This window comes from Streptomyces sp. NPDC060027 (assembly GCF_042737005.1).
Taxonomy (GTDB): Bacteria; Actinomycetota; Actinomycetes; order Streptomycetales; family Streptomycetaceae; genus Streptomyces.
This window is the reverse complement of sequence record NZ_JBHWVI010000063.1, coordinates 19,041-37,413: the sequence shown is the minus strand read 5'-3', so window position 1 is coordinate 37,413 and position 18,373 is coordinate 19,041. Positions and strand designations below refer to the sequence as shown.

The window sequence follows — 18,373 nt, the reverse complement described above, 5'->3', positions numbered from 1 at the left end:
CCTCAGGTCTTCGACCTGAGGGGCTTTCACGTTGTCCAGGGCGAGTCCGGGTCGTTCCCGCGCGGTCGCGTGTTCGCGCCCAGTCGCGCGACGGGGAGTGCGGGCACGACGAGGGCGGCCCCTTGGTCCCGGTGAAGTGTGACGATGCTCTCAGGCGGCGGAGCCCCGCAGGGCGAGTGGACGGCCCTGCGGGGCTCCGTGGCCGGCTCCGGCGGGCGGAGCGGCGGCGGCCGGGTGTCGTGGTTACGCGGCGAGGCGCTCCGCGACTTCCTTGGCCTTGGTGGCCGCGTCGTCGAGGGCCTTGCTGCGGGACGCCTCGAAGAGCGGGACCAACTCGGTCATCGCCGGGTTGTGCGGGGCCATGGTGAGCTCCGGGACGATGAAGTCGACGTCGAGGCCGAGCATGTCGCGCAGTACGGCCTCCAGGTAGTTCCGCACGTACTCCTGTCCCTCGCGGGGAGTGCCCGGCGCGTACGAGCCGCCGCGGCTCGCGACGACGGTGACCGGGGTGCCCTTGACCTTCGAGTCCTCGGTCATGGCGGTGCGCCCGATGAGGACGATGTTGTCCAGCCACGCCTTGAGGGTCGAGGGGATGGCGAAGTTGTACATGGGGGCGCCGATCAGGACCGCGTCCGCGCTCTCCAGTTCCTCGATGAGCTTCACGCGCGCGGCGAAGGCCTCCGCCTGCTCGGGGCTGTGCGTGTCCGGGGCGGCGAAACCGGCGGTGTGGGCGTCGGCGGTGATGTGCGGCACAGGGTGCTCGGCGAGGTCGCGGTAGACGACGGTGCCGTCGGGGTGCTGCTCCTCCCAAGCCGAGCGGAAGGCGTCCGTCACGGTCCGGGACGTGGAGGCGCCGCCGGAGAAGACGGACGAGTCGATGTGAAGGAGGGTGGCCATGGAGATCTCCAGACGAACGGGTGTATCGGGCGGGGTGCCGGGCCCGGGGAGGGCCGTGGGCGGAGCTCGTACGGGCTCTTGGGTGGAGTCCGTCCTCGCGGGGCTCGTGCTGACGAGCCCGGGTGGGGCTGCTGAAACGGGTTCACGGCAGGGCTGTCGAAGGGGAGCCGCCCTGTCGAGGGCTTCTCTTTCGTTCCTAACTAGAGATAACACAGGTACTTACTTTTTTTCATCCCCTTGTGTGGACGCAGTACCCTGGGCTCATGCCAGAACCGGGAAGCCACGACGCGGGGCCGTGCCAGAAGGTCGACGACGGCATGACCCGTGTCTTCACGCTGCTCGGAAAGCGCTGGACCGGTCTCGTGGTCGCGGTTCTGATGCAGCACCCCGTCCACTTCGCCGATCTGCGCAGAGCGATCCCCGGGATCAGCGAGCGGATGCTTTCGGACCGGCTCACCGAACTCGGCGCGGCCGGCCTGGTCGTGCGCGAGGTCAACGAGGGTCCCCCGCTGCGGGTTTCGTACCGGCTGACAGAAGCGGGCGCCGCGCTGGAACCCGCGCTCAAGGAGCTGGGTTCCTGGGCGGAGACGTATCTGCCGGAGAGCGGACCGTGCCCGGGACGACTGCGGAAGTAGCCCGGGGCGTGCGTGAACTCTCCTGCGCCGTTCATGGCACGACATCGCGGGCCGTGCTGCCGCGCCGCCGGTGGAACGCCGGTGGAATGCCGGTGGAACCTCTCACGCCCCGTCCGCGGCTGCGTATGCGGCTTTCTCTCCGGGGGTGAATGCAGTTGTCCACAGGGTCTGACGCGTTTTCCCGGCCGGCTGTACGGTCAGCACGAGTTGATGTTCGTGTGCGGGGGAGGCGGTCGTGATGGCCGAGATCGGTACAGCGGGTGCGGCGGGCGCGGAGCGCCAGGCGGCGCCGAACGGGCAGGCCGGACAGGCCGGGCAGGCCGGACAGGCCGGGCAGGCCGGACAGGCCGGGCAGGCCGGTCCGGTGGAGCAGGCCGAGAAGGTGCTGCGGGACGTCGGCGGTCGGCGGCCCGGGGCCGAGTCCGGGGCCGAGTCCGAGGCGCGGTCTTCGTCCGAGGGCCGGTCGGACGCCGAGGCGTTCGGAGCCCGGGGATTCGCTGTTCCGGGGTTCGCCGCCTGGCCGGTGAAGGGCTCGGCCAAGGAACGGGGGAAGGCCCTGCGCGTGCGTGTGCCGCGCGAAGCGCACGCCGAGCTGACGGTGGACGCCGACCGGCCGGACGCCGTGACCGCGGTCGAGGAGTCCAACCGGGGCAGGCTCGCGGAACTCACCCCGATAAGGGTCGGCAGGATGGCGGCTACGCCGTTCGCGTTTCTGCGCGGTTCCGCGGGCCTCATGGCGTACGACCTCGCCCGTACCCCCATGACCGGCATCAGCGCCCAGATCTGCGGTGACGCGCACGCGGCGAACTTCGGTCTGTACGGAGACGCCCGCGGCGGCCTGGTCATCGATCTGAACGACTTCGACGAGACGGTGTACGGCCCCTGGGAGTGGGACCTCAAGCGCCTCGCCACCTCGCTCGTGCTCGCGGGCCGGGAGGCCGGAGCGGACGAGGACACCTGCCGGGCCGCCGCGCACGACACCGTGGGCGCGTACCGCCGCACCATGCGCCTGCTGGCCAGACTGCCGGTGCTGGACGCGTGGAACGCCATCGCCGACGAGGAGTTGGTCTCGCACACCGACGCCCACGACCTGCTCGGCACGCTGGAGCGCGTCTCCGAGAAGGCGCGGGCCAACACCAGCGGGCGGTTCGCCGCCAGGTCGACCGAGGCGGTGGAGGGCGGTGGCCGCCGCTTCGTGGACGCGGCGCCGGTGCTGCGCCGCGTTCCCGACGAGGAGGCGGCCGCGGTCGCGGCGTCCCTGGAGCACTACCTGACGACGCTCTCCGAGGACCGTCTCCCCCTGCTGTCCCGGTACGCGGTGCACGACGTCGCCTTCCGGGTCGTCGGCACCGGCAGCGTCGGCACCCGCTCGTACGTGGTGCTGCTCCTGGACCATCGCGGCGAAGCCCTCGTCCTCCAGGTCAAGGAGGCCCGCGCCTCGGCGCTCCTCCCGCACCTCGCGACCGCCGGCCACCAGATGCCGGAGCTGATCCACGAGGGCCGCCGTGTCGTCCTCGGGCAGAAGCGCATGCAGGTCGTCAGTGACATCCTCCTCGGCTGGACCTCGGTCGACGGTCTCCCGTACCAGGTGCGCCAGTTCCGCAACCGCAAGGGCAGCGTCGACCCCGCCGCCCTGGCCGCCGACCACATCGACGACTACGGCCGCATGACCGGCGCCCTTCTGGCCCGCGCCCACAGCCACAGCGCCGACCCGCGCCTCCTCGCCGGCTACTGCGGCAAGAAGGAGGAGTTGGACGAGGCCATCGCCTCCTTCGCCGTCGCCTACGCGGACCGCACGGAGGCGGACCACGCGGCCCTGGTGGCGGCGGTCCGAAGCGGGCGGATCGCTTCCGAACCGGGGGTGTGACCGGGGGAGTACCTGGGCGGCACCTCCGGGAGGGGCGGTCCATCGGGCCGGTGGTCTCTCTCCGGCCCCTTGTTCCGGCGGCTTCGTCCACCCGCCTCGTCCGGCGGCCTCCTCCGCCCCCTTGTCCCGGCCGCCTCCTCGGCCGCCCGTTCCGGTTGGTCCTTCGGCGGCTCGTTCCGGCGGTTGGGATGATCGGGGTGGTTGGGGTCATTGAGGTCGTTGTGGCCGGTCAGGTGGCTGGAGAGGTGGGGAAGGCAGTGAGCCGCGGGGGAGTGTGGCCTACGCTGGTCGGGTGACGACCCCGGAAGCCGATCAGAGTCAGTCCGAGCCCACCACCGAGCGGGGCCGGGAACACTCCGGTGCCCCGGAGGGCGAGACGCCCCAAGCCTCCCCCGGCGACGACGGCGGCATCACGGATGCGGAGGGCGCGGGGGTCACCTCCAGCGCCGAAGATCTCGCCGCGGGTGAGGTCCATACCGAGCTCCACGCCGAGGCTCCGAGCGAGGCCGACGGCGAGGCTCGGGCCGCGGAGCAGGGCGAGCTCCAGACCGAGGCTGCTCGGCCCGAGGAGCGGCTCGAGCGGGCCGTGCGGGCTGCCGAGCAGGCCTTGATCGAGTTCGAGATCGCCGTCGAGACGTTCCGGGTCGAGGTCGAGAACTTCTCTCGGCTTCACCACCAGAAGCTCGGTCCGATGTACTCCCGTCTGGACGAGCTGGACGCCGAGATCGCCGAGGCACGTGCCGCGCGCTCCGGCGACGCGGAGGACATACGCAAGGCGCACGAGGCGCGGGCCCGGGTCATGCCCATGCCCGGCGTCGAGGAGCTGTTCCACGGCTGGATGGACTCGGAGGGCCTGTTCCCCGAGGCCGTGGCGATGCTCACGGACCAGCCCGTGCGGACCCCGCAGCGGGTGCGCCCCAGCGAGGAGGCTCGCAAGCTCTTCCGCGAGCTGGTCCGCAAGGCCCACCCCGACCTGGCGCAGGACGAGGACGAGCGCAAGCGGCGCGACGAGTTCATCGTCCGTGTGAACGCCGCGTACGCCCGGGGTGACGAGCCGTTGCTTCGGGAGCTGGCCGAGGAGTGGGCCGCCGGCCCCACGCCCGAGGAGTGGAAGCCGAGCCGCAGCGAGGAGCTCTACGCCCGCCTCGAATGGCTCGCCCAGCGCAAGGAGATGCTCACGCTCGCCGCCCGCGAACTGGAGCAGAGCGCCATCGGTGCCATGCTCAACCTGGCTCCGGAAGACCCGGACCGTCTCCTGGAGGAGATCGCCGAACAGCTGCTGACGCAGGTCGGCGAGCGCGAGACCGAGCTGGCGGAGCTGAACGCCCAGGCTCCCTGAACTTGACCGTCGGCGCGGTCGGGTAGCGTCGGAGGCATGAGTTTCGGAGCTGGTGTGCCCACGGTCGAGGTCGGCAGTCTCGCGGTCGACGACTTCCTGCTGGACGTCCGGGAGGGCGACGAGTGGGAGGCAGGTCACGCGCAGGGGGCGCTGCACATCCCCATGAGTGAATTCGTCGCCCGCTACGGCGAGCTGACCGAGGCGGCCCCGCAGGACGGCCGGGTCAACGTCATCTGCCGCTCCGGCGGCCGTTCGGCCCAGGTCACGCAGTACTTGGTCCAGCAGGGCATCGACGCCGTGAACGTCGAAGGCGGCATGCACACGTGGGAGGCCATGGGCCGCCCCGTCGTGAACGACAAGGGCGAGCCCGGCTTCGTCCTGTAGCGGGCCCCGGCTCCGGTCCGGCCGCTGGAGCCCGTCACCTGTGGTTGATCGGGCTCCTTCACCCCAGGACGTGCGCCGCCAGCAGGTCGCCCAGAGCCTCCTCGTGTGCCGCGGCCGGGCCGAGGGACAGTTCCAGGTGCTTGGCCCAGGCGTGGTACCGGTGCAGTGCGTATTCGGTGTCGGCGCCGAACCCTCCGTGCAGATGCTGCGCGGTCTGCACGACCCGGCGCACCCCTTCGGACGCCCAGATCTTGGCGACGGCCACGTCACCGCAGGCCGGGAGCGCACCCCCGGCTCCCGTGCCGATCCGCCAGGCGGCCTGCCAGAGCGTCGCCTCCATCGCCCGCAGGTCTATGTAGCGGTCGGCGGCCTGCACGGCGACCGCCTGGAACGTGGCGACCGGGAACCCGAACTGCTCCCGCTTGCTGGTGTACTCGCTCGTCATCCGGAGCACCCCCTCCCCGAGCCCGAGCGCCAGCGCGCACGTGCCGGTGGCCAGCAGCTCACGCAGCCACTCCCACGCGCCCTCCGCGTCGATGACATCGCGAGGGGCGATCCGCGCGGACTCCAGCCGCAGCTCACCGAGCCGCTCACCGGTCGTGGAGATCTGCTCGGCGAGTACGGCCCCTTCGTGGCCGCGGGGAACCAGCGCGAGGACCGTCCGGTGGGCGTCCGTGTGCGCCGGTACGACGACGAAGTCGGCGTTGTGGGCCCACGGGACCGCCGTCTGTACACCGTCGAGTACCCAGGCAGCCCCGTCCTGCCGCGCGGTCACGGCGAGTTCGGCCGGGTCGTGACCGGTCCTGCCGTTGGCGGCGACGGTCAGCACGAGCTCGCCCCGGCCGGCTCGCGCCGGCAGTTCCGACCTCAGCTCTTCGCCGCCGAATCGCCGCACGGCGGCCGTCGCCGCGCTGCTCTCCAGCAGCGGCACCCGCGCCAGCACCTTCGCCGACTCCCGCAGCACCAGGCACAGCGCGACCGCGTCGAGGCCGGCCCCGCCGGCCTCCTCGTCGAGCAGCAGGCTCAGCAGGTCCGCGTCGGCGAGCCTCGCCCACAGGGCCCGGTCGAAGTCCTCGGCGACGGCGCCCGCGGTGAGCGCGGGACTGGGCACCCCGTCCGGGGAGACCCCGGCGAACACCGCCTTCGCCGCCTCGACCGCCGCCTGCTGCTCCTCGGTGAAGGTGAAGTCCACGATCCCGTCCTCCCGCACACGCGCCGGACCACCGACCAGACAGGACGCCTGATCTGACGGTGCGTCAAGATAGAACAGGTTCTATGAGAAGGGAACGCCCAGCGATCGGTCACCCGTGGGCGGGGCCGAGTTGTCGATCACCCGCGTGCCGGGGTGGGCCTGTCGGCCGGTCACCGGAAGCGGTGAACCGCCGGTGACCCGCCCCACCGCCACCGGGCCCAGCGGTCGAGAGGATGCCCACCGGGCCCGGCGGTCGATGTCCTGACCGTCGGGTCCAGTGGGTCGGAGTCCCGCTCGTCGGGCTCAGCGGTCGAAGTCCAGCTCCACCTTTTCCGTGGCCGGATGCGACTGGCAGGCCAGTACGTACCCGGCCTCCGTCTCCTCCGGCTCCAGCGCGAAGTTGCGGTCCATCCGCACCTCGCCCGAGACCAGAAACGCCCGGCAGGTGCCGCACACGCCGCCCTTGCAGGCGTACGGCGCGTCCGGACGGTTGCGCAGCACCGCGTCCAGCAGCGACTCACCGTCCTGGACGGGCCAGGTGCCGCCCCGTCCGTCGAGCCGTGCGGTCACCGTGCTGTGTGCGGGGGCCGGAACGGCGGATGCGGTCGTGGTGGCCGCGTCCACGTGGAAGATCTCCTCGTGGATGCGCGTCCGGGACACCCCGAGCCCGCGCAGCGCCCGCTCGGCTCCCTGTACGAGCCCCATCGGCCCGCACAGGAACCATCCCGCCACCCGGTCCACGGGCAGGAGCGCCGGAAGCAGCCCGGAAAGCCGCTCCTGGTCGAGCCGCCCGGACGGCAGGCCGGCCTGCTGCTCCTCCCGGGAGAGGACCGTCACCAGCTGGAACCGTCGCGGATAGCGGTCCTTGAGGTCGGCGACCTCCTCCAGGAACATCGTCGAGGCCGACGTACGGTCGCTGCGGATCAGGCAGAACCTCGCCTCCGGCTCCCGCGCCAGCAGCGTCGAGACGATCGAGAGCACCGGGGTGATCCCGCTGCCGCCCACCACCGCCGCGTACAGGCCGGCCGACGGCTCCAGCGTGAAGCGTCCCGCCGGAGTCATCACCTCCACCTCGTCCCCGACGGCGATCTCCTTGAGCGCGTACGTCGAGAACGCGCCGCCGTCGACCAGGCGTACACCGACCCGCAGTGTGCGCGGTCCTTCGCCGTCGGACGCTGGGGCCAGGGAGCAGATGGAGTACGTACGGCGTATCTCGGTGCCGTCGACCGTGCGGCGCAGTGCCAGATGCTGGCCGGCGGCGTGCCGGTAGTCCTCGCGCAGCTCCGCGGGCACCGCGAAGGTCAGGGCCACGGAGTCGTCGGTGATCCGGTCGACCGCGGCCACCGGGAGCGGGTGGAAGCGGGCCATCACAACTCCTTGAAGTGGTCGAACGGTTCGCGGCAGGACAGACAGCGGCGCAGCGCCTTGCACGCGGTGGACGAGAAGCGGCTGAGCAGCTCGGTGTCGGCCGATCCGCAGGACGGGCAGCGGACGGGCTCCAGTTCCGGTTCGGAGGCGGCCGTCCGGGTCGGTCCCAGGCCCAGCGGAACCGGGCCCGTGGGACGCCCGCCGCGTGGCGGCGCTATCCCGAACTCCCGCAGTTTGCGGCGGCCTTCGTCCGAGATGTCGTCCGTCGACCAGGCGGGACTGAGCACCGTACGTACGGACACCTCGCGCATGCCGTGCTCGTGGAGTACCCGCTCGATGTCCATGGACATGGCCTCGACGGCGGGGCAGCCGGTGTAGGTCGGGGTCAGCTCGACCTCGACGGAGTCCGTGCCGAGGACGTGCACGGCGCGCAGCACGCCGAGCTCGTCCAGAGTGATGACGGGCAGCTCGGGGTCGAGCACGGAGCCGGCCAGTCTGCGCAGCTCCTCCTCGAGGGCGGTCGTCGTCACCATGACGCCCCCGGGTGACTGCGGTGCAGATGCTGCATCTCGGCGAGCATCCGGCCGAAGGACTCGGTGTGCAGCCCCTGGCGTCCGGCGCCCGCCGTCCACGCCCCGGACTGCGGGCCCTCGGGGACCGACAGCGTGGCGCGGCGCAGGATGTCTCCCACGGACTCGAGCCAGGCGGCCCGCATCCCTTCCCAGTCGATGTCGACGCCCTCGATCGGCTGGAACATCTCGCCCGTGAAGCGCCACAGGGCCTCGCACGCGCGGCTCATCCGCTCGTGGCTGACGTCCGTGCCGTCGCCGAGGCGCAGCGTCCACTGCTCGGCGTGGTCCTGGTGGTAGGCGACCTCTTTGACGGCCTTCGCGGCGAGGGGCGCGAACTCGCTCTCCCCGGCAGCCAGTTGCGTGTAGAGAAGTCGCTGGTAGGTGGAGAAGTACAGCTGGCGCGCGATCGTGTGCGCGAAGTCGCCGTTCGGCTGCTCGACGAGCTGGAGGTTGCGGAAGGCGCGCTCCTCGCGGAGATACGCCAACTCGTCCTCGTCACCGGCCATGGACAGCAGGACCCGGGCCTGGCCGAGCAGGTCCAGAGCGATGTTGGCCAGGGCGACTTCCTCTTCGAGGACGGGCGCGTGACCCGCCCACTCCCCCAGACGGTGTGAGAGCACCAGGGCGTCGTCGCCGAGGGCCAGGGCCGCCGCGGTGTTCACGGTGAGAGTCACAGGTGCTTCACCCCTTCCGGGATCTCGTAGAACGTCGGGTGGCGGTACGGCTTGTCCGCCGACGGATCGAAGAACGAGTCCTTCTCGTCGGGCGAGGAGGCCGTGACGGCGGTGGAGGGGACGACCCAGATCGAGACGCCCTCGCCGCGGCGCGTGTACAGATCGCGCGCGTTGCGCAGCGCCAGCTCGGCGTCCGGCGCGTGCAGGCTGCCGGCGTGGGTGTGCGAGAGTCCGCGGCGCGAGCGCACGAAGACCTCCCACAGCGGCCAGTCGGTGTTCGTCATGCTCGGGTCGCTCCTGTCTCGCCGGTCGTGCTCGCGGAGCCGCCGGTCCCGCTCGTGTGCTTGTCGGCGTACGCCGCGGCCGCCTCCCGTACCCACGCGCCCTCCTCGTGGGCTCGCCGGCGCTGGGTGATCCGCTGGTCGTTGCACGGGCCGTTGCCCTTGAGGACCTCCCAGAACTCCGTCCAGTCGATGGCGCCGAAGTCGTGGTGTCCCCGCTCCTCGTTCCACACGAGGTCGGGGTCGGGCAGGGTCAGGCCGAGGGACTCGGCCTGGGGCACGGCGATGTCGACGAACCGCTGGCGCAGCTCGTCGTTCGAATGGCGCTTGATCTTCCACGCCATCGACTGGGCGGAGTGCGAGGACTCGTCGTCGGGCGGGCCGAACATCATCAGGGAGGGCCACCACCAGCGGTCGACCGCGTCCTGCGCCATCGCGTGCTGCTCGGGGGTGCCCTGGCTCAGGGCCAGCAGCAGTTCGTACCCCTGGCGCTGGTGGAAGGATTCCTCCTTGCACACGCGGATCATCGCGCGCGCGTACGGGCCGTACGAGCAGCGGCACAGGGGGACCTGGTTGGTGATCGCGGCGCCGTCCACGAGCCAGCCGATGGCGCCGACGTCCGCCCAGGTCAGCGTGGGGTAGTTGAAGATCGACGAGTACTTCTGGCGGCCGGAGTGCAGCTTGTCCAGCAGCTCCTCGCGGCTGGTGCCGAGCGTCTCGGCCGCGCTGTACAGATACAGCCCGTGTCCGGCCTCGTCCTGGACCTTCGCCATCAGGATCGCCTTGCGGCGCAGCGAGGGCGCGCGGGTGATCCAGTTGGCCTCCGGCTGCATGCCGATGATCTCGGAGTGGGCGTGCTGCGCGATCTGGCGGACCAGGGTCGAGCGGTAGGCGTCGGGCATCCAGTCACGGGGCTCGATGCGTTCGTCGGCCGCCACCGCGGCGTCGAAGACGACTTCGTATGCCGCTGTGCGCGCCGCTTCGTCGGCGGCTTCGTCCGCCTGTGTGCGGGCCGTGTGGTGCGCTGATGCTGTCGCCATGCGGTCCCCCTCGACCTCTCATTCCCGACCGACCGATCGTTCGGTCCGCTCGCATCAATGGTCGGTCGAGCGCCGTATGGTGTCAACCGCTGTGGATAACCTCGTGCGCTCTGGCGTGGCCGTTGTGACGCACGGGGCTGTGCCGGGCGGGCGGGTCTGAGTACGGTTCGCTTGCGAACGTCGTGGTGTGGTGCGACGTGGCGGTACGGTGCCCGCAACCCGGCGGCCGGCAGTCGGATTCGGGATCGTGAATCGGGGCGGGATGGACGCGAACGACGAAGGCTCGAAGCCGAAGCCTGGTCCGGTCGCGCCCGAGGGGACCGCTGCCGAGGGGGCCGCTCCCGGCGGGGCCACCGGCGGCACGTCGCTTCCCGGCAGGCAGCCGACCGACGAGTCGCCGACCGACGAGTCGCCGACCGACGAGTCGGCGACCGGCGAGCCGGCGGCGGAGTCGGTAGCTCCCCCGGAGTCCGAGGAGACCGGGTCCGAGGTGGTCGCTCCTGCGGAGTTCGGGGCCGCCGAGCCCGAGGTGGTCGCTCCTGCGGAGTTCGAGGAGGCCGGGCCAGGGGAGGCCGGGCCCGAAGGGGGTGTCTGTCCGGAGGCCGAGGCGCCCGCGGGCCTGGCGGCGCTCTCCCTCCGCTATCAGATCGCCGCCGCCCTCGCCCTTGCCGTCGTGGCCGTCGTCTCCTGTGTGCATCTCGGCATGGTGTTCCTGCACGTCGCGCCCTCGAACACGGTGACCAAGCAGCACGGGCACGCGATCGACGAGTGGATCTACCCCGAGTTCGAGCAGAACTGGAAGCTCTTCGCTCCCAACCCGTTGCAGCTGGACATCGCCGTCCAGGTGCGCGCCCTGGTCCGCGCCGAGGACGGGACCAGTCGCGAGACGGGCTGGTACGACCTGTCCGCGCTCGACGGCCTCGCCGTCGACGGGAATCCCGTGCCGAGCCACACCCAGCAGAACGAACTGCGCCGCGCCTGGGACTTCTACATCGGTACGCACGACGGCGAGAACCGCCCCACGGGCCTGCGCGGCGACCTGTCGGAGCGCTATCTGCGCCGCATCGCCGTGCTGCGGCTGGACCGCGAGCACGCGGGCGGCCAGGGCGCCGTCGTCGAGCGCGTCCAGCTCCGCTCGCAGACCACCAACGTGCCGCCTCCCCGGTGGAGCGACGAGAAGGTGTCCGACCAGCCCGTCGTCCGTGAGCTGCCCTGGTGGGCCGTTCCCGAGAGCGATCGCGCGGACGGGCTGATGGAGGCGAGCGCCCGATGAACCGCATCGCTCCGACGATCGCGCGCGGCATCGCCCGTGTCACGGAGTCCGCCCTCGGTCCGTACCAGAGCGCCGTGATCCGTATCGGCTTCGCCGCCACCTGGCTGCTGTTCCTGCTGCGCGAGTATCCGCACCGCCAGGAGATGTACGGGCCCGATGGACCGTGGAGCTGGGATCTCGCCCAGCAGCTCGTCGCGAGCAACCACGCCTTCACGGCCCTGGTGTGGTCGGACAGCCAGGTGTGGTTCGAGATCGTCTACGCGCTCGCCGTCGTCTCCGGCGCCCTGCTGCTGGTGGGCTGGCGGACCCGCGCGATGTCCGTGCTCTTCATGATCGGCGTGCTCTCCCTGCAGAACCGCAGCGTCTTCATCGGGGACGGCGGGGACAACGTCCTCCATCTGATGTCGATCTATCTGGTGTTCACCCGCTGCGGCCGGGTGTGGTCCCTCGACGCGCGGCGGGACCGCCTCGCCGGCGAGGCACGCGCGCGGGGCGAATGGACCGGGCCCGACCGGGCGGGCCCGGTCCTGTGGGGAGTACTCGGGGTCCTGCTGGCCGCCGCGACGGGCGCGGGCCGGATCGAGGCCGGCTTCCTGGGCGGCTGGCTCACGGTCTTCTGGGGGCTGTGGGCGGTGCAAGCCCTGTGGTGGACCGTCGGCCGGGTCGCGCGCACCGCTCAGCCGCGCATCCTGCTGGACGTCGTCGCCAACCTCGTGCACAACGCCGCCCTGATGATCATCATGGCCGAGGCGTGTCTGATCTACGCGACCGCCGGCTGGTACAAGGTCCAGGGCTCGCGCTGGCAGGACGGAACCGCCGTCTACTACCCGCTCCACCTGGATTCCTTCTCGCCTTGGCCCGCACTGTCCGAGCTGCTGTCCGCGCACGGCACGATCGTGATGCTGGTGACGTACGGGACGGTCGCCGTGCAGGTCGCCTTCCCCTTCACCCTGTTCAACCGGCGGGTCAAGAACGTCCTGCTGGCGGCCATGATCACCGAGCACGCCGTGATCGCCGTGGTCCTCGGGCTGCCGTTCTTCTCGCTCGCGATGATCGCCGCGGACGCCGTGTTCCTGCCGACATCCTTCCTGCGGCGCCTCGGCGGAGGGGTGGCACGCGTGCGTGGCCGGCTGTTCTCCGGCGGCGGCCGTACGGTACCGGGGCCCCGGGCTCCCGAGCCGGGCGTTCCGGAGGAGCCCGAGCAGACGCACGTAGGCTTCCCCGCATGAACGACCCGGTACGCGCATGGCGTCAGCTCGCCGACGGATCCGTCCTGCTCGACGGATTCCACGCCCTCAAGCACGCGGTGCGCTTCGGGGCGCGCGTCCCGGTCGCCGTCACCACCGACCGGCGGGCGGCCCTGGAACTGGCCGACGAACTCGCCCCCGACGTACGCGCCGTTCTCGACGAGCTGCTGACGGAGGTCCCGGAGGCGACGTACACGGCTCTCGTACCGCGTCCGCACCCCACCTCGGTGGCCGCTCTCGCCGTACGGCCGTCGCGCGCCGCCCACCTGGAGGCGCTGGCCCGCACGCCCCGCACCGCGCCCGTCGTCGTGCTCGACAATCCGCGCAACCTGGGCAACGCCGGCGCCGTGATCCGGCTCGCGGCGGGCTTCGGCGCGACCGGGGTGGTCACGACGGGCACGCTCGACCCCTGGCACCCCACGGTCGTACGCGGTGGGGCCGGCCTGCACTTCGCGACCGCCGTGGAGCGACTGACGGTGGACGAACTGCCGACGGGCCCGGTGTTCGCGCTCGACCCGGAGGGTGAGGACATCCGCGGGTCGAAGCTCCCCGACGACGCTCTGCTCGCCTTCGGCTCGGAACGCAGCGGACTGTCCGCCGAACTGCGGGCCCGGGCCGATCACCTGGTGTCACTGCCGATGCGCCCCCAGGTCTCCAGCTACAACCTCGCGACCAGTGTGGCCATGACGCTGTTCCACTGGAGCGCCGGCGGGGGCGCACCGGTGTAGACGCCCGACGGGCGTCAGGGCTCACGCCTCGCGGCGCACCTCGACCACCCGGAAGCGGTTCGCCACGAAGGCTCCGTCGCACAGTGCCGCGTTGGCGGCTCCGTTGCCGCCCGAGCCGTGGAAGTCCGAGAACGCGGCCGTCTGGTTGACGTAGACCCCGCCCGTGAGGTTCAGGGAGAGCTGCGCGCACTCCTCCAGGCAGGCTTCCTGGATGTCACGCTCGACCGCCTCGTCGGTGGTGTACGCGCCGACGGTCATCGCGCCCTTGTCCCTGACCGTGCGCCGCAGCAGCTCCACGGCGTCCGCCGCCGAGTCGACCGCGACGGCGAAGGAGACCGGCCCGAAGCACTCGCTCATGTAGGCGGCCTCGTCGGCGTTCTCGGCGTTCTCCCAGTACTTGCGAGCGCCGTCGAGCTTGACGATCACCGGCGAGCGCACGACGGCGCCCGGGAACTCGGGGTTGTCGATCTGCCGTGAGGGCAGGGCGACTTCGCCGAGTCCGGCGGCCGCCTCCAGGCGGGCCTTCACGTCCGGGTTCACGATGGCGCCGAGCAGTCCGTTCGCGCGGGCGTCGTCCCCGAGGAGTCCGCCGACCGACTTCGCGAGATCGGCGACCACCTCGTCGTAGGACTTGTGACCCTCGTCCGTGCCGATGCCGTCACGGGGGATCAGCAGGTTCTGCGGGGTGGTGCACATCTGGCCGCTGTAGAGCGACAGCGAGAACGCCAGGTTGGACAGCATCCCCTTGTAGTCGCCGGTCGACTCCACGATCACCGTGTTGACGCCGGCCTTCTCCGTGTAGACCTGCGCCTGGCGGGCGTTGGCCTCCAGCCAGTCGCCGAAGGCCGTGGAGCCGGTGTAGTCGATGATCCGGATCTCGGGGCGGGTGGCCAGCGTCTTGGCGATGCCCTCGCCGGGACGCTCGGCGGCCAGCGCCACCAGGTTCGGGTCGAAGCCGGCCTCGGTGAGCACCTCGCGCGCGACCTGCACGGTGAGCGCGAGCGGCAGCACCGCGCGCGGGTGGGGCTTCACCAGGACCGCGTTGCCGGTGGCCAGGGAGGCGAACAGGCCCGGATAGCCGTTCCACGTCGGGAAGGTGTTGCAGCCGATCATCAGCGCGATGCCGCGCGGGACGGGCGTGAACTGCTTGGTGAGCGCGAGCGGGTCGCGCTTGCCCTGGGGCTTGGTCCACTCCGCGGTGTCGGGGGTGCGGACCTGCTCCACGTACGCGTACGCCACCGCTTCCAGGCCGCGGTCCTGCGCGTGCGGGCCGCCCGCCTGGAACGCCATCATGAAGGCCTGGCCGCTGGTGTGCATGACCGCGTGCGCGAACTCGTGGGTGCGGTCGCTGATCCGCTTGAGGATCTCCAGACAGACGACGGCGCGGACCTCCGCGCCCGCGTCGCGCCAGGCGCGCATCCCCGCGCGCATGGCGGGCAGCAGGGCGTCGATGTCCGCGTGCGGGTACGTGACGCCCAGCTCGATGCCGTACGGCGACACCTCGCCGCCGACCCAGTCGTCCGTGCCGGGCTGGCCCAGGTCGAGGCGGGTGCCCAGGAGGGCGTCGAAGGCGGCCTTGCCCTCGGCCATGCCCAGGCTGCCGTGCTCGCCGTACGCCTTGGGATGTTCCGGGTGCGGGGACCAGTACGCGCGTGTGCGGATCGCTTCCAGCGCCTGATCGAGGGTGGGCCGGTGCTGGGCGATCAGCTGGTGGGCGGTGAGTTCGGCGGCCATCAAGGACCAACTCCTCGTCTCAAGAGCTCTTCGTCGGGCTCGCGAGCTGGGCAGGAAGGGACAGTCAGAGTTAGAGTAACCGAACGATCGGTCGGGACAAGGGGAGCCGCCGCATCTGTGGAAATCGGCGTGCGGGAGGATCGCGCACATGACAGCACTCGACCTCAGCAGCCCCGTGGCAGTCGTCGGTACCGGCACCATGGGCCAGGGCATCGCCCAGGTCGCGCTGGTGGCCGGCCACCCCGTGCGGCTCTACGACGCGGCGCCCGGGCGGGCCGAGGCGGCGGCCGAGGCGATCGGCGCCCGTCTCGACCGGCTCGTCGTGAAGGACCGGCTCACCGGCGCCGACCGGGACGCCGCACGCGCCCGGCTCCACCCGGCCGCGAGCCTCACCGACCTCGCCGACTGCGTCCTCGTCGTCGAGGCGGTGCTCGAACAACTCGACGCGAAACAGCAGTTGTTCAGCGCCCTCGAAGACATCGTCGGGGACGACTGCCTGCTCGCCACCAACACCTCCTCGCTGTCCGTCACGGCCATCGGCGGCGCCCTGCGCAACCCGGGCCGGCTCGTCGGGCTGCACTTCTTCAACCCGGCGCCGCTGCTGCCCCTCGTGGAGGTCGTCTCCGGGTTCGCGACCGACGTCACGTCGGCCACGCGCGCGTACGAGACGGCCCGCGCCTGGGGCAAGACTCCCGTCGCCTGCGCGGACACCCCCGGTTTCATCGTCAACCGCATCGCGCGGCCCTTCTACGCCGAGGCCTTCGCGGTCCACGAGTCCCAGGCCGCCGACCCCGCCACCATCGACGCGGTCCTGCGCGAGTCCGGCGGCTTCCGGATGGGCGCCTTCGAGCTCACCGACCTGATCGGCCAGGACGTCAACGAGTCCGTCACGCACTCCGTGTGGCAGTCCTTCTTCCAGGACGTGCGCTTCACGCCCTCGCTCGCCCAGCGTCGGCTCGTCGAGTCGGGACGGCTCGGCCGCAAGACGGGACACGGCTGGTACGACCACGGGGACGACGCCGAGCGGGCCGAGCCGCACACCGCGGAGAAGGCGCAGACGCCGGCGTACGTCGTCGTGGAGGGCGACCTGGGCCCCGCAGCCGAGCTCCTCGACCTGATCCGCGAGGCGGGCATCCAGGTCCGCGAGGACGAGGAGGACCACGGCACCCGCCTGGTCCTGCCCAGCGGCGGCCAGCTGGTCCTCGCCGACGGCCAGACCTCGGTCGAGTTCCGCGACGTCGTCTACTTCGACCTCGCGCTCGACTACCGCAAGGCCACCCGGATCGCCCTGTCGGCGTCCCAGGACACCGCTCCCGAGACGCTCTCCGAGGCCATCGGCCTCTTCCAGGCGCTCGGCAAGGACGTCAGCGTCATCGGCGACTGCCCCGGCATGATCGTCGCCCGCACGGTGGCCCGGATCGTCGATCTCGCGTACGACGCCGTCGCCAAGGGCGTGGCCACCGAGGAGGACATCGACACCGCGATGCGCCTCGGCGTCAACTATCCCCTGGGCCCCTTCGAGTGGAGCCGCAGGCTCGGCACGAACTGGTCGTACGACGTCCTGGACGAACTGCACGTACGCGACCCCTCCGGGCGCTACGCGCCGTCGCTGGCGCTGTACCGCCACGCCTACGCCGACCAGAAGCGGGAGGGCACCTCGTGACCACCGCCAAGCGGGACACGTACACCCCCGAGACACTGCTCTCGGTCGCCGTCCAGGTCTTCAACGAACGCGGTTACGACGGCACCTCCATGGAGCACCTCTCCAAGGCGGCCGGCATCTCCAAGTCGTCGATCTACCACCACGTCGCGGGCAAGGAGGAGCTGCTGCGGCGCGCGGTGAGCCGGGCGCTGGACGGCCTCTTCGGGATCCTCGACGAGGAGCACGCGTGCGTGGGGCGTGCCGTGGAGCGCCTGGAGTACGTCGTACGGCGCATGGTCGAGGTGCTCACCTCCGAGCTGCCCTACGTGACGCTGCTGCTGCGGGTGCGCGGCAACACGGGCACCGAGCGGTGGGCGCTGGAGCGGCGCCGCGACTTCGACCACAGGGTCGCCGAGCTCCTGAAGGCCGCGGCCGCCGACGGGGACGTACGCGGCGACGTGGAGGTCCGGCTCGCCACCCGGCTGGTCTTCGGGATGATCAACTCGCTCGTCGAGTGGTACCGGCCCGACGCGCGCGGCATGGGCGCGCGGGAAGTGGCCGACGCCGTGGTGGTACTGGTCTTCGGAGGGCTCCGGCAGGAGTCGTGAGGGCCAGGAGCCCGGCGGGTCAAGGCTCCGGCGGGGTCGTGAAGGTGCCGGGAGCCTGAGGTTCGGGCTCCGGCGGGGTCGTGAAGGTGCCGGGAGCCTGAGGTTCGGGCTCCGGCGGGGTTGTGAGGGTGCCGGGAGCCCGGCTGGTCCAGGCTTCGGCAGATCCGGGCTTCGGCAGATCCGGGCTTCGGCAGGTCAGGGTTCCGGAAGGTCAAGGCGCTTCGGTGGGAGTCGTGCCGATCCGGTTGTCCGGCGGCCTCAGCCCTCCGGCTCCAGGTCCTCTTCCTCGAAGACCAGCAGCGTCCGGCTGCTGAGCACCTCCGGGATGGACTGGAGACGGGTGAGCACCAGCTCGCGCAGCGCCCGGTTGTCCGGCGTGTGTACCAGGAGAAGTACGTCGAAGTCGCCGCCCACCAGAGCGATGTGCGAGGCCCCGGGGAGCACCCTCAGCTGCTCGCGCACCGTGCGCCAGGAGTTCTGCACGATCTTGAGGGTGATGTACGCCGACGTGCCCTGACCGGCGCGTTCGTGGTCGACGCGGGCCCCGAAGCCGCGGATCACGCCGTCCTCGATGAGCCGGTTGATCCGCGCGTAGGCGTTGGCCCGCGACACATGGACCCGTTCGGCCACGGAGCGGATGGAGGCGCGGCCGTCCGCCTGGAGCATGTGCAGGATGTCCTGGTCGATCGCGTCGAGCGGACGGGCGGGCGGCGCGACGGGGCCGGCCTCCGGCGGCTCGGCCATTTGTTCAGGTGCCATGTCTCCCCACCTCCCTACCATGGACGTACTGCGTCCATCTCAGGCTGTGCAGAACCGTTTGTCCACAGCCTGGTGGTGCCTGTAGCCAAAATGTGCCGACGACCGAACAATCGGTAGGTGGGACGCGTCACAC

At 71.4% G+C, this 18,373-nt stretch carries 18 protein-coding genes; 9 read left to right on the top strand and 9 right to left on the bottom strand.

Annotated elements, in window-relative coordinates:
* Positions 1-243: 243 nt before the first annotated feature.
* The gene (locus ACFWBT_RS18170; RefSeq protein WP_385701286.1) at positions 244-897 is read right to left on the bottom strand and encodes an FMN-dependent NADH-azoreductase; all 654 of its coding nucleotides are present in this window, start codon (positions 895-897) and stop codon (positions 244-246) included.
* A 263-nt stretch (positions 898-1,160) separates the two neighbouring features.
* Between ACFWBT_RS18170 and ACFWBT_RS18165 the strand changes: the two genes are divergently transcribed.
* The 4 genes from ACFWBT_RS18165 (at position 1,161) to ACFWBT_RS18150 (ending at position 5,122) form a co-directional block, all read left to right on the top strand.
* Positions 1,161-1,532 carry a winged helix-turn-helix transcriptional regulator gene (locus ACFWBT_RS18165; protein WP_385701283.1) on the top strand — a complete coding sequence of 124 codons (372 nt, stop codon included), beginning with the start codon at positions 1,161-1,163 and terminating at the stop codon, positions 1,530-1,532.
* 238 nt (positions 1,533-1,770) lie between these two features.
* Positions 1,771-3,399 (top strand): DUF2252 domain-containing protein, encoded by a 1,629-nt coding sequence (locus ACFWBT_RS18160; protein ID WP_385701282.1) that lies wholly within the window; start codon positions 1,771-1,773, stop codon positions 3,397-3,399.
* 292 nt (positions 3,400-3,691) lie between these two features.
* Positions 3,692-4,738 carry a hypothetical protein gene (locus ACFWBT_RS18155; protein ID WP_385701280.1) on the top strand — a complete coding sequence of 349 codons (1,047 nt, stop codon included), beginning with the start codon at positions 3,692-3,694 and terminating at the stop codon, positions 4,736-4,738.
* Positions 4,739-4,792: 54 nt separating this feature from the next.
* Positions 4,793-5,122 carry a rhodanese-like domain-containing protein gene (locus ACFWBT_RS18150; protein ID WP_385701289.1) on the top strand — a complete coding sequence of 110 codons (330 nt, stop codon included), beginning with the start codon at positions 4,793-4,795 and terminating at the stop codon, positions 5,120-5,122.
* Positions 5,123-5,180: 58 nt separating this feature from the next.
* On the opposite strand, the gene ACFWBT_RS18145 is transcribed toward ACFWBT_RS18150, so the two are convergent.
* From ACFWBT_RS18145 to paaA, 6 genes are all read right to left on the bottom strand, one after another.
* Positions 5,181-6,314 (bottom strand): acyl-CoA dehydrogenase family protein, encoded by a 1,134-nt coding sequence (locus tag ACFWBT_RS18145; protein ID WP_385701279.1) that lies wholly within the window; start codon positions 6,312-6,314, stop codon positions 5,181-5,183.
* A 303-nt stretch (positions 6,315-6,617) separates the two neighbouring features.
* Positions 6,618-7,682 (bottom strand): 1,2-phenylacetyl-CoA epoxidase subunit PaaE, encoded by a 1,065-nt coding sequence (gene paaE, locus ACFWBT_RS18140; protein WP_385701277.1) that lies wholly within the window; start codon positions 7,680-7,682, stop codon positions 6,618-6,620.
* A complete protein-coding gene (gene paaD / locus ACFWBT_RS18135) occupies positions 7,682-8,215 on the bottom strand; it encodes a 1,2-phenylacetyl-CoA epoxidase subunit PaaD (protein WP_351536239.1) in 534 nt (177 codons plus the stop codon). The genes paaE and paaD overlap by 1 nt, the downstream gene beginning before the upstream one ends.
* A complete protein-coding gene (gene paaC / locus ACFWBT_RS18130; RefSeq protein ID WP_385701274.1) occupies positions 8,209-8,928 on the bottom strand; it encodes a 1,2-phenylacetyl-CoA epoxidase subunit PaaC in 720 nt (239 codons plus the stop codon). The genes paaD and paaC overlap by 7 nt, the downstream gene beginning before the upstream one ends.
* Positions 8,925-9,212 (bottom strand): 1,2-phenylacetyl-CoA epoxidase subunit PaaB, encoded by a 288-nt coding sequence (gene paaB, locus ACFWBT_RS18125; RefSeq protein ID WP_266760661.1) that lies wholly within the window; start codon positions 9,210-9,212, stop codon positions 8,925-8,927. The genes paaC and paaB overlap by 4 nt, the downstream gene beginning before the upstream one ends.
* On the bottom strand, positions 9,209-10,249 hold the full coding sequence (paaA, locus tag ACFWBT_RS18120; protein WP_385701271.1) for a 1,2-phenylacetyl-CoA epoxidase subunit PaaA: 1,041 nt from the start codon (positions 10,247-10,249) through the stop codon (positions 9,209-9,211). The genes paaB and paaA overlap by 4 nt, the downstream gene beginning before the upstream one ends.
* Before the next feature lie 262 nt (positions 10,250-10,511).
* Between paaA and ACFWBT_RS18115 the strand changes: the two genes are divergently transcribed.
* Genes ACFWBT_RS18115 through ACFWBT_RS18105 form a run of 3 tightly spaced genes read left to right on the top strand, consistent with a single transcriptional unit; the run spans position 10,512 to position 13,497 of the window.
* Entirely contained in the window at positions 10,512-11,522 is a 1,011-nt protein-coding gene (locus ACFWBT_RS18115) for a DUF5819 family protein (RefSeq protein ID WP_385701269.1), read from the top strand.
* On the top strand, positions 11,519-12,751 hold the full coding sequence (locus ACFWBT_RS18110) for an HTTM domain-containing protein (protein WP_385701267.1): 1,233 nt from the start codon (positions 11,519-11,521) through the stop codon (positions 12,749-12,751). Before ACFWBT_RS18115 ends, ACFWBT_RS18110 begins: the two co-directional genes overlap by 4 nt.
* On the top strand, positions 12,748-13,497 hold the full coding sequence (locus ACFWBT_RS18105) for an RNA methyltransferase (RefSeq protein WP_266848418.1): 750 nt from the start codon (positions 12,748-12,750) through the stop codon (positions 13,495-13,497). The genes ACFWBT_RS18110 and ACFWBT_RS18105 overlap by 4 nt, the downstream gene beginning before the upstream one ends.
* 21 nt (positions 13,498-13,518) lie before the next feature.
* Here ACFWBT_RS18105 and paaN read toward each other — a convergent pair whose 3' ends face one another.
* Positions 13,519-15,231: a phenylacetic acid degradation protein PaaN gene (gene paaN / locus ACFWBT_RS18100; RefSeq protein WP_385701264.1), complete on the bottom strand. Its 1,713-nt coding sequence runs from the start codon at positions 15,229-15,231 to the stop codon at positions 13,519-13,521.
* 148 nt (positions 15,232-15,379) lie between these two features.
* On the opposite strand from paaN, the gene ACFWBT_RS18095 reads away from it, so the two are divergent.
* Both ACFWBT_RS18095 and ACFWBT_RS18090 read left to right on the top strand, forming a co-directional pair.
* A complete protein-coding gene (locus ACFWBT_RS18095; protein WP_385701262.1) occupies positions 15,380-16,894 on the top strand; it encodes a 3-hydroxyacyl-CoA dehydrogenase in 1,515 nt (504 codons plus the stop codon).
* Positions 16,891-17,481 (top strand): TetR/AcrR family transcriptional regulator, encoded by a 591-nt coding sequence (locus ACFWBT_RS18090; protein WP_266760675.1) that lies wholly within the window; start codon positions 16,891-16,893, stop codon positions 17,479-17,481. The genes ACFWBT_RS18095 and ACFWBT_RS18090 overlap by 4 nt, the downstream gene beginning before the upstream one ends.
* 258 nt (positions 17,482-17,739) lie before the next feature.
* Here ACFWBT_RS18090 and ACFWBT_RS18085 read toward each other — a convergent pair whose 3' ends face one another.
* A complete protein-coding gene (locus tag ACFWBT_RS18085) occupies positions 17,740-18,225 on the bottom strand; it encodes an Lrp/AsnC family transcriptional regulator (protein WP_266765773.1) in 486 nt (161 codons plus the stop codon).
* Positions 18,226-18,373: the final 148 nt, after the last annotated feature.

What these genes read in the sequence shown, in the direction of transcription:
- paaE (WP_385701277.1), bottom strand. Translation starts at nt 7,682, where the DNA reads ATGGCCCGCTTCCACCCGCTCCCGGTGGCCGCGGTCGACCGGATCACC.
- paaB (WP_266760661.1), bottom strand. Translation starts at nt 9,212, where the DNA reads ATGACGAACACCGACTGGCCGCTGTGGGAGGTCTTCGTGCGCTCGCGC.
- ACFWBT_RS18115 (WP_385701269.1), top strand. Translation starts at nt 10,512, where the DNA reads ATGGACGCGAACGACGAAGGCTCGAAGCCGAAGCCTGGTCCGGTCGCG.
- ACFWBT_RS18170 (WP_385701286.1), bottom strand. Translation starts at nt 897, where the DNA reads ATGGCCACCCTCCTTCACATCGACTCGTCCGTCTTCTCCGGCGGCGCC.
- paaN (WP_385701264.1), bottom strand. Translation starts at nt 15,231, where the DNA reads ATGGCCGCCGAACTCACCGCCCACCAGCTGATCGCCCAGCACCGGCCC.
- paaA (WP_385701271.1), bottom strand. Translation starts at nt 10,249, where the DNA reads ATGGCGACAGCATCAGCGCACCACACGGCCCGCACACAGGCGGACGAA.
- paaD (WP_351536239.1), bottom strand. Translation starts at nt 8,215, where the DNA reads ATGGTGACGACGACCGCCCTCGAGGAGGAGCTGCGCAGACTGGCCGGC.
- ACFWBT_RS18095 (WP_385701262.1), top strand. Translation starts at nt 15,380, where the DNA reads ATGACAGCACTCGACCTCAGCAGCCCCGTGGCAGTCGTCGGTACCGGC.
- ACFWBT_RS18105 (WP_266848418.1), top strand. Translation starts at nt 12,748, where the DNA reads ATGAACGACCCGGTACGCGCATGGCGTCAGCTCGCCGACGGATCCGTC.
- ACFWBT_RS18160 (WP_385701282.1), top strand. Translation starts at nt 1,771, where the DNA reads ATGGCCGAGATCGGTACAGCGGGTGCGGCGGGCGCGGAGCGCCAGGCG.
- ACFWBT_RS18085 (WP_266765773.1), bottom strand. Translation starts at nt 18,225, where the DNA reads ATGGCCGAGCCGCCGGAGGCCGGCCCCGTCGCGCCGCCCGCCCGTCCG.
- ACFWBT_RS18110 (WP_385701267.1), top strand. Translation starts at nt 11,519, where the DNA reads ATGAACCGCATCGCTCCGACGATCGCGCGCGGCATCGCCCGTGTCACG.
- ACFWBT_RS18165 (WP_385701283.1), top strand. Translation starts at nt 1,161, where the DNA reads ATGCCAGAACCGGGAAGCCACGACGCGGGGCCGTGCCAGAAGGTCGAC.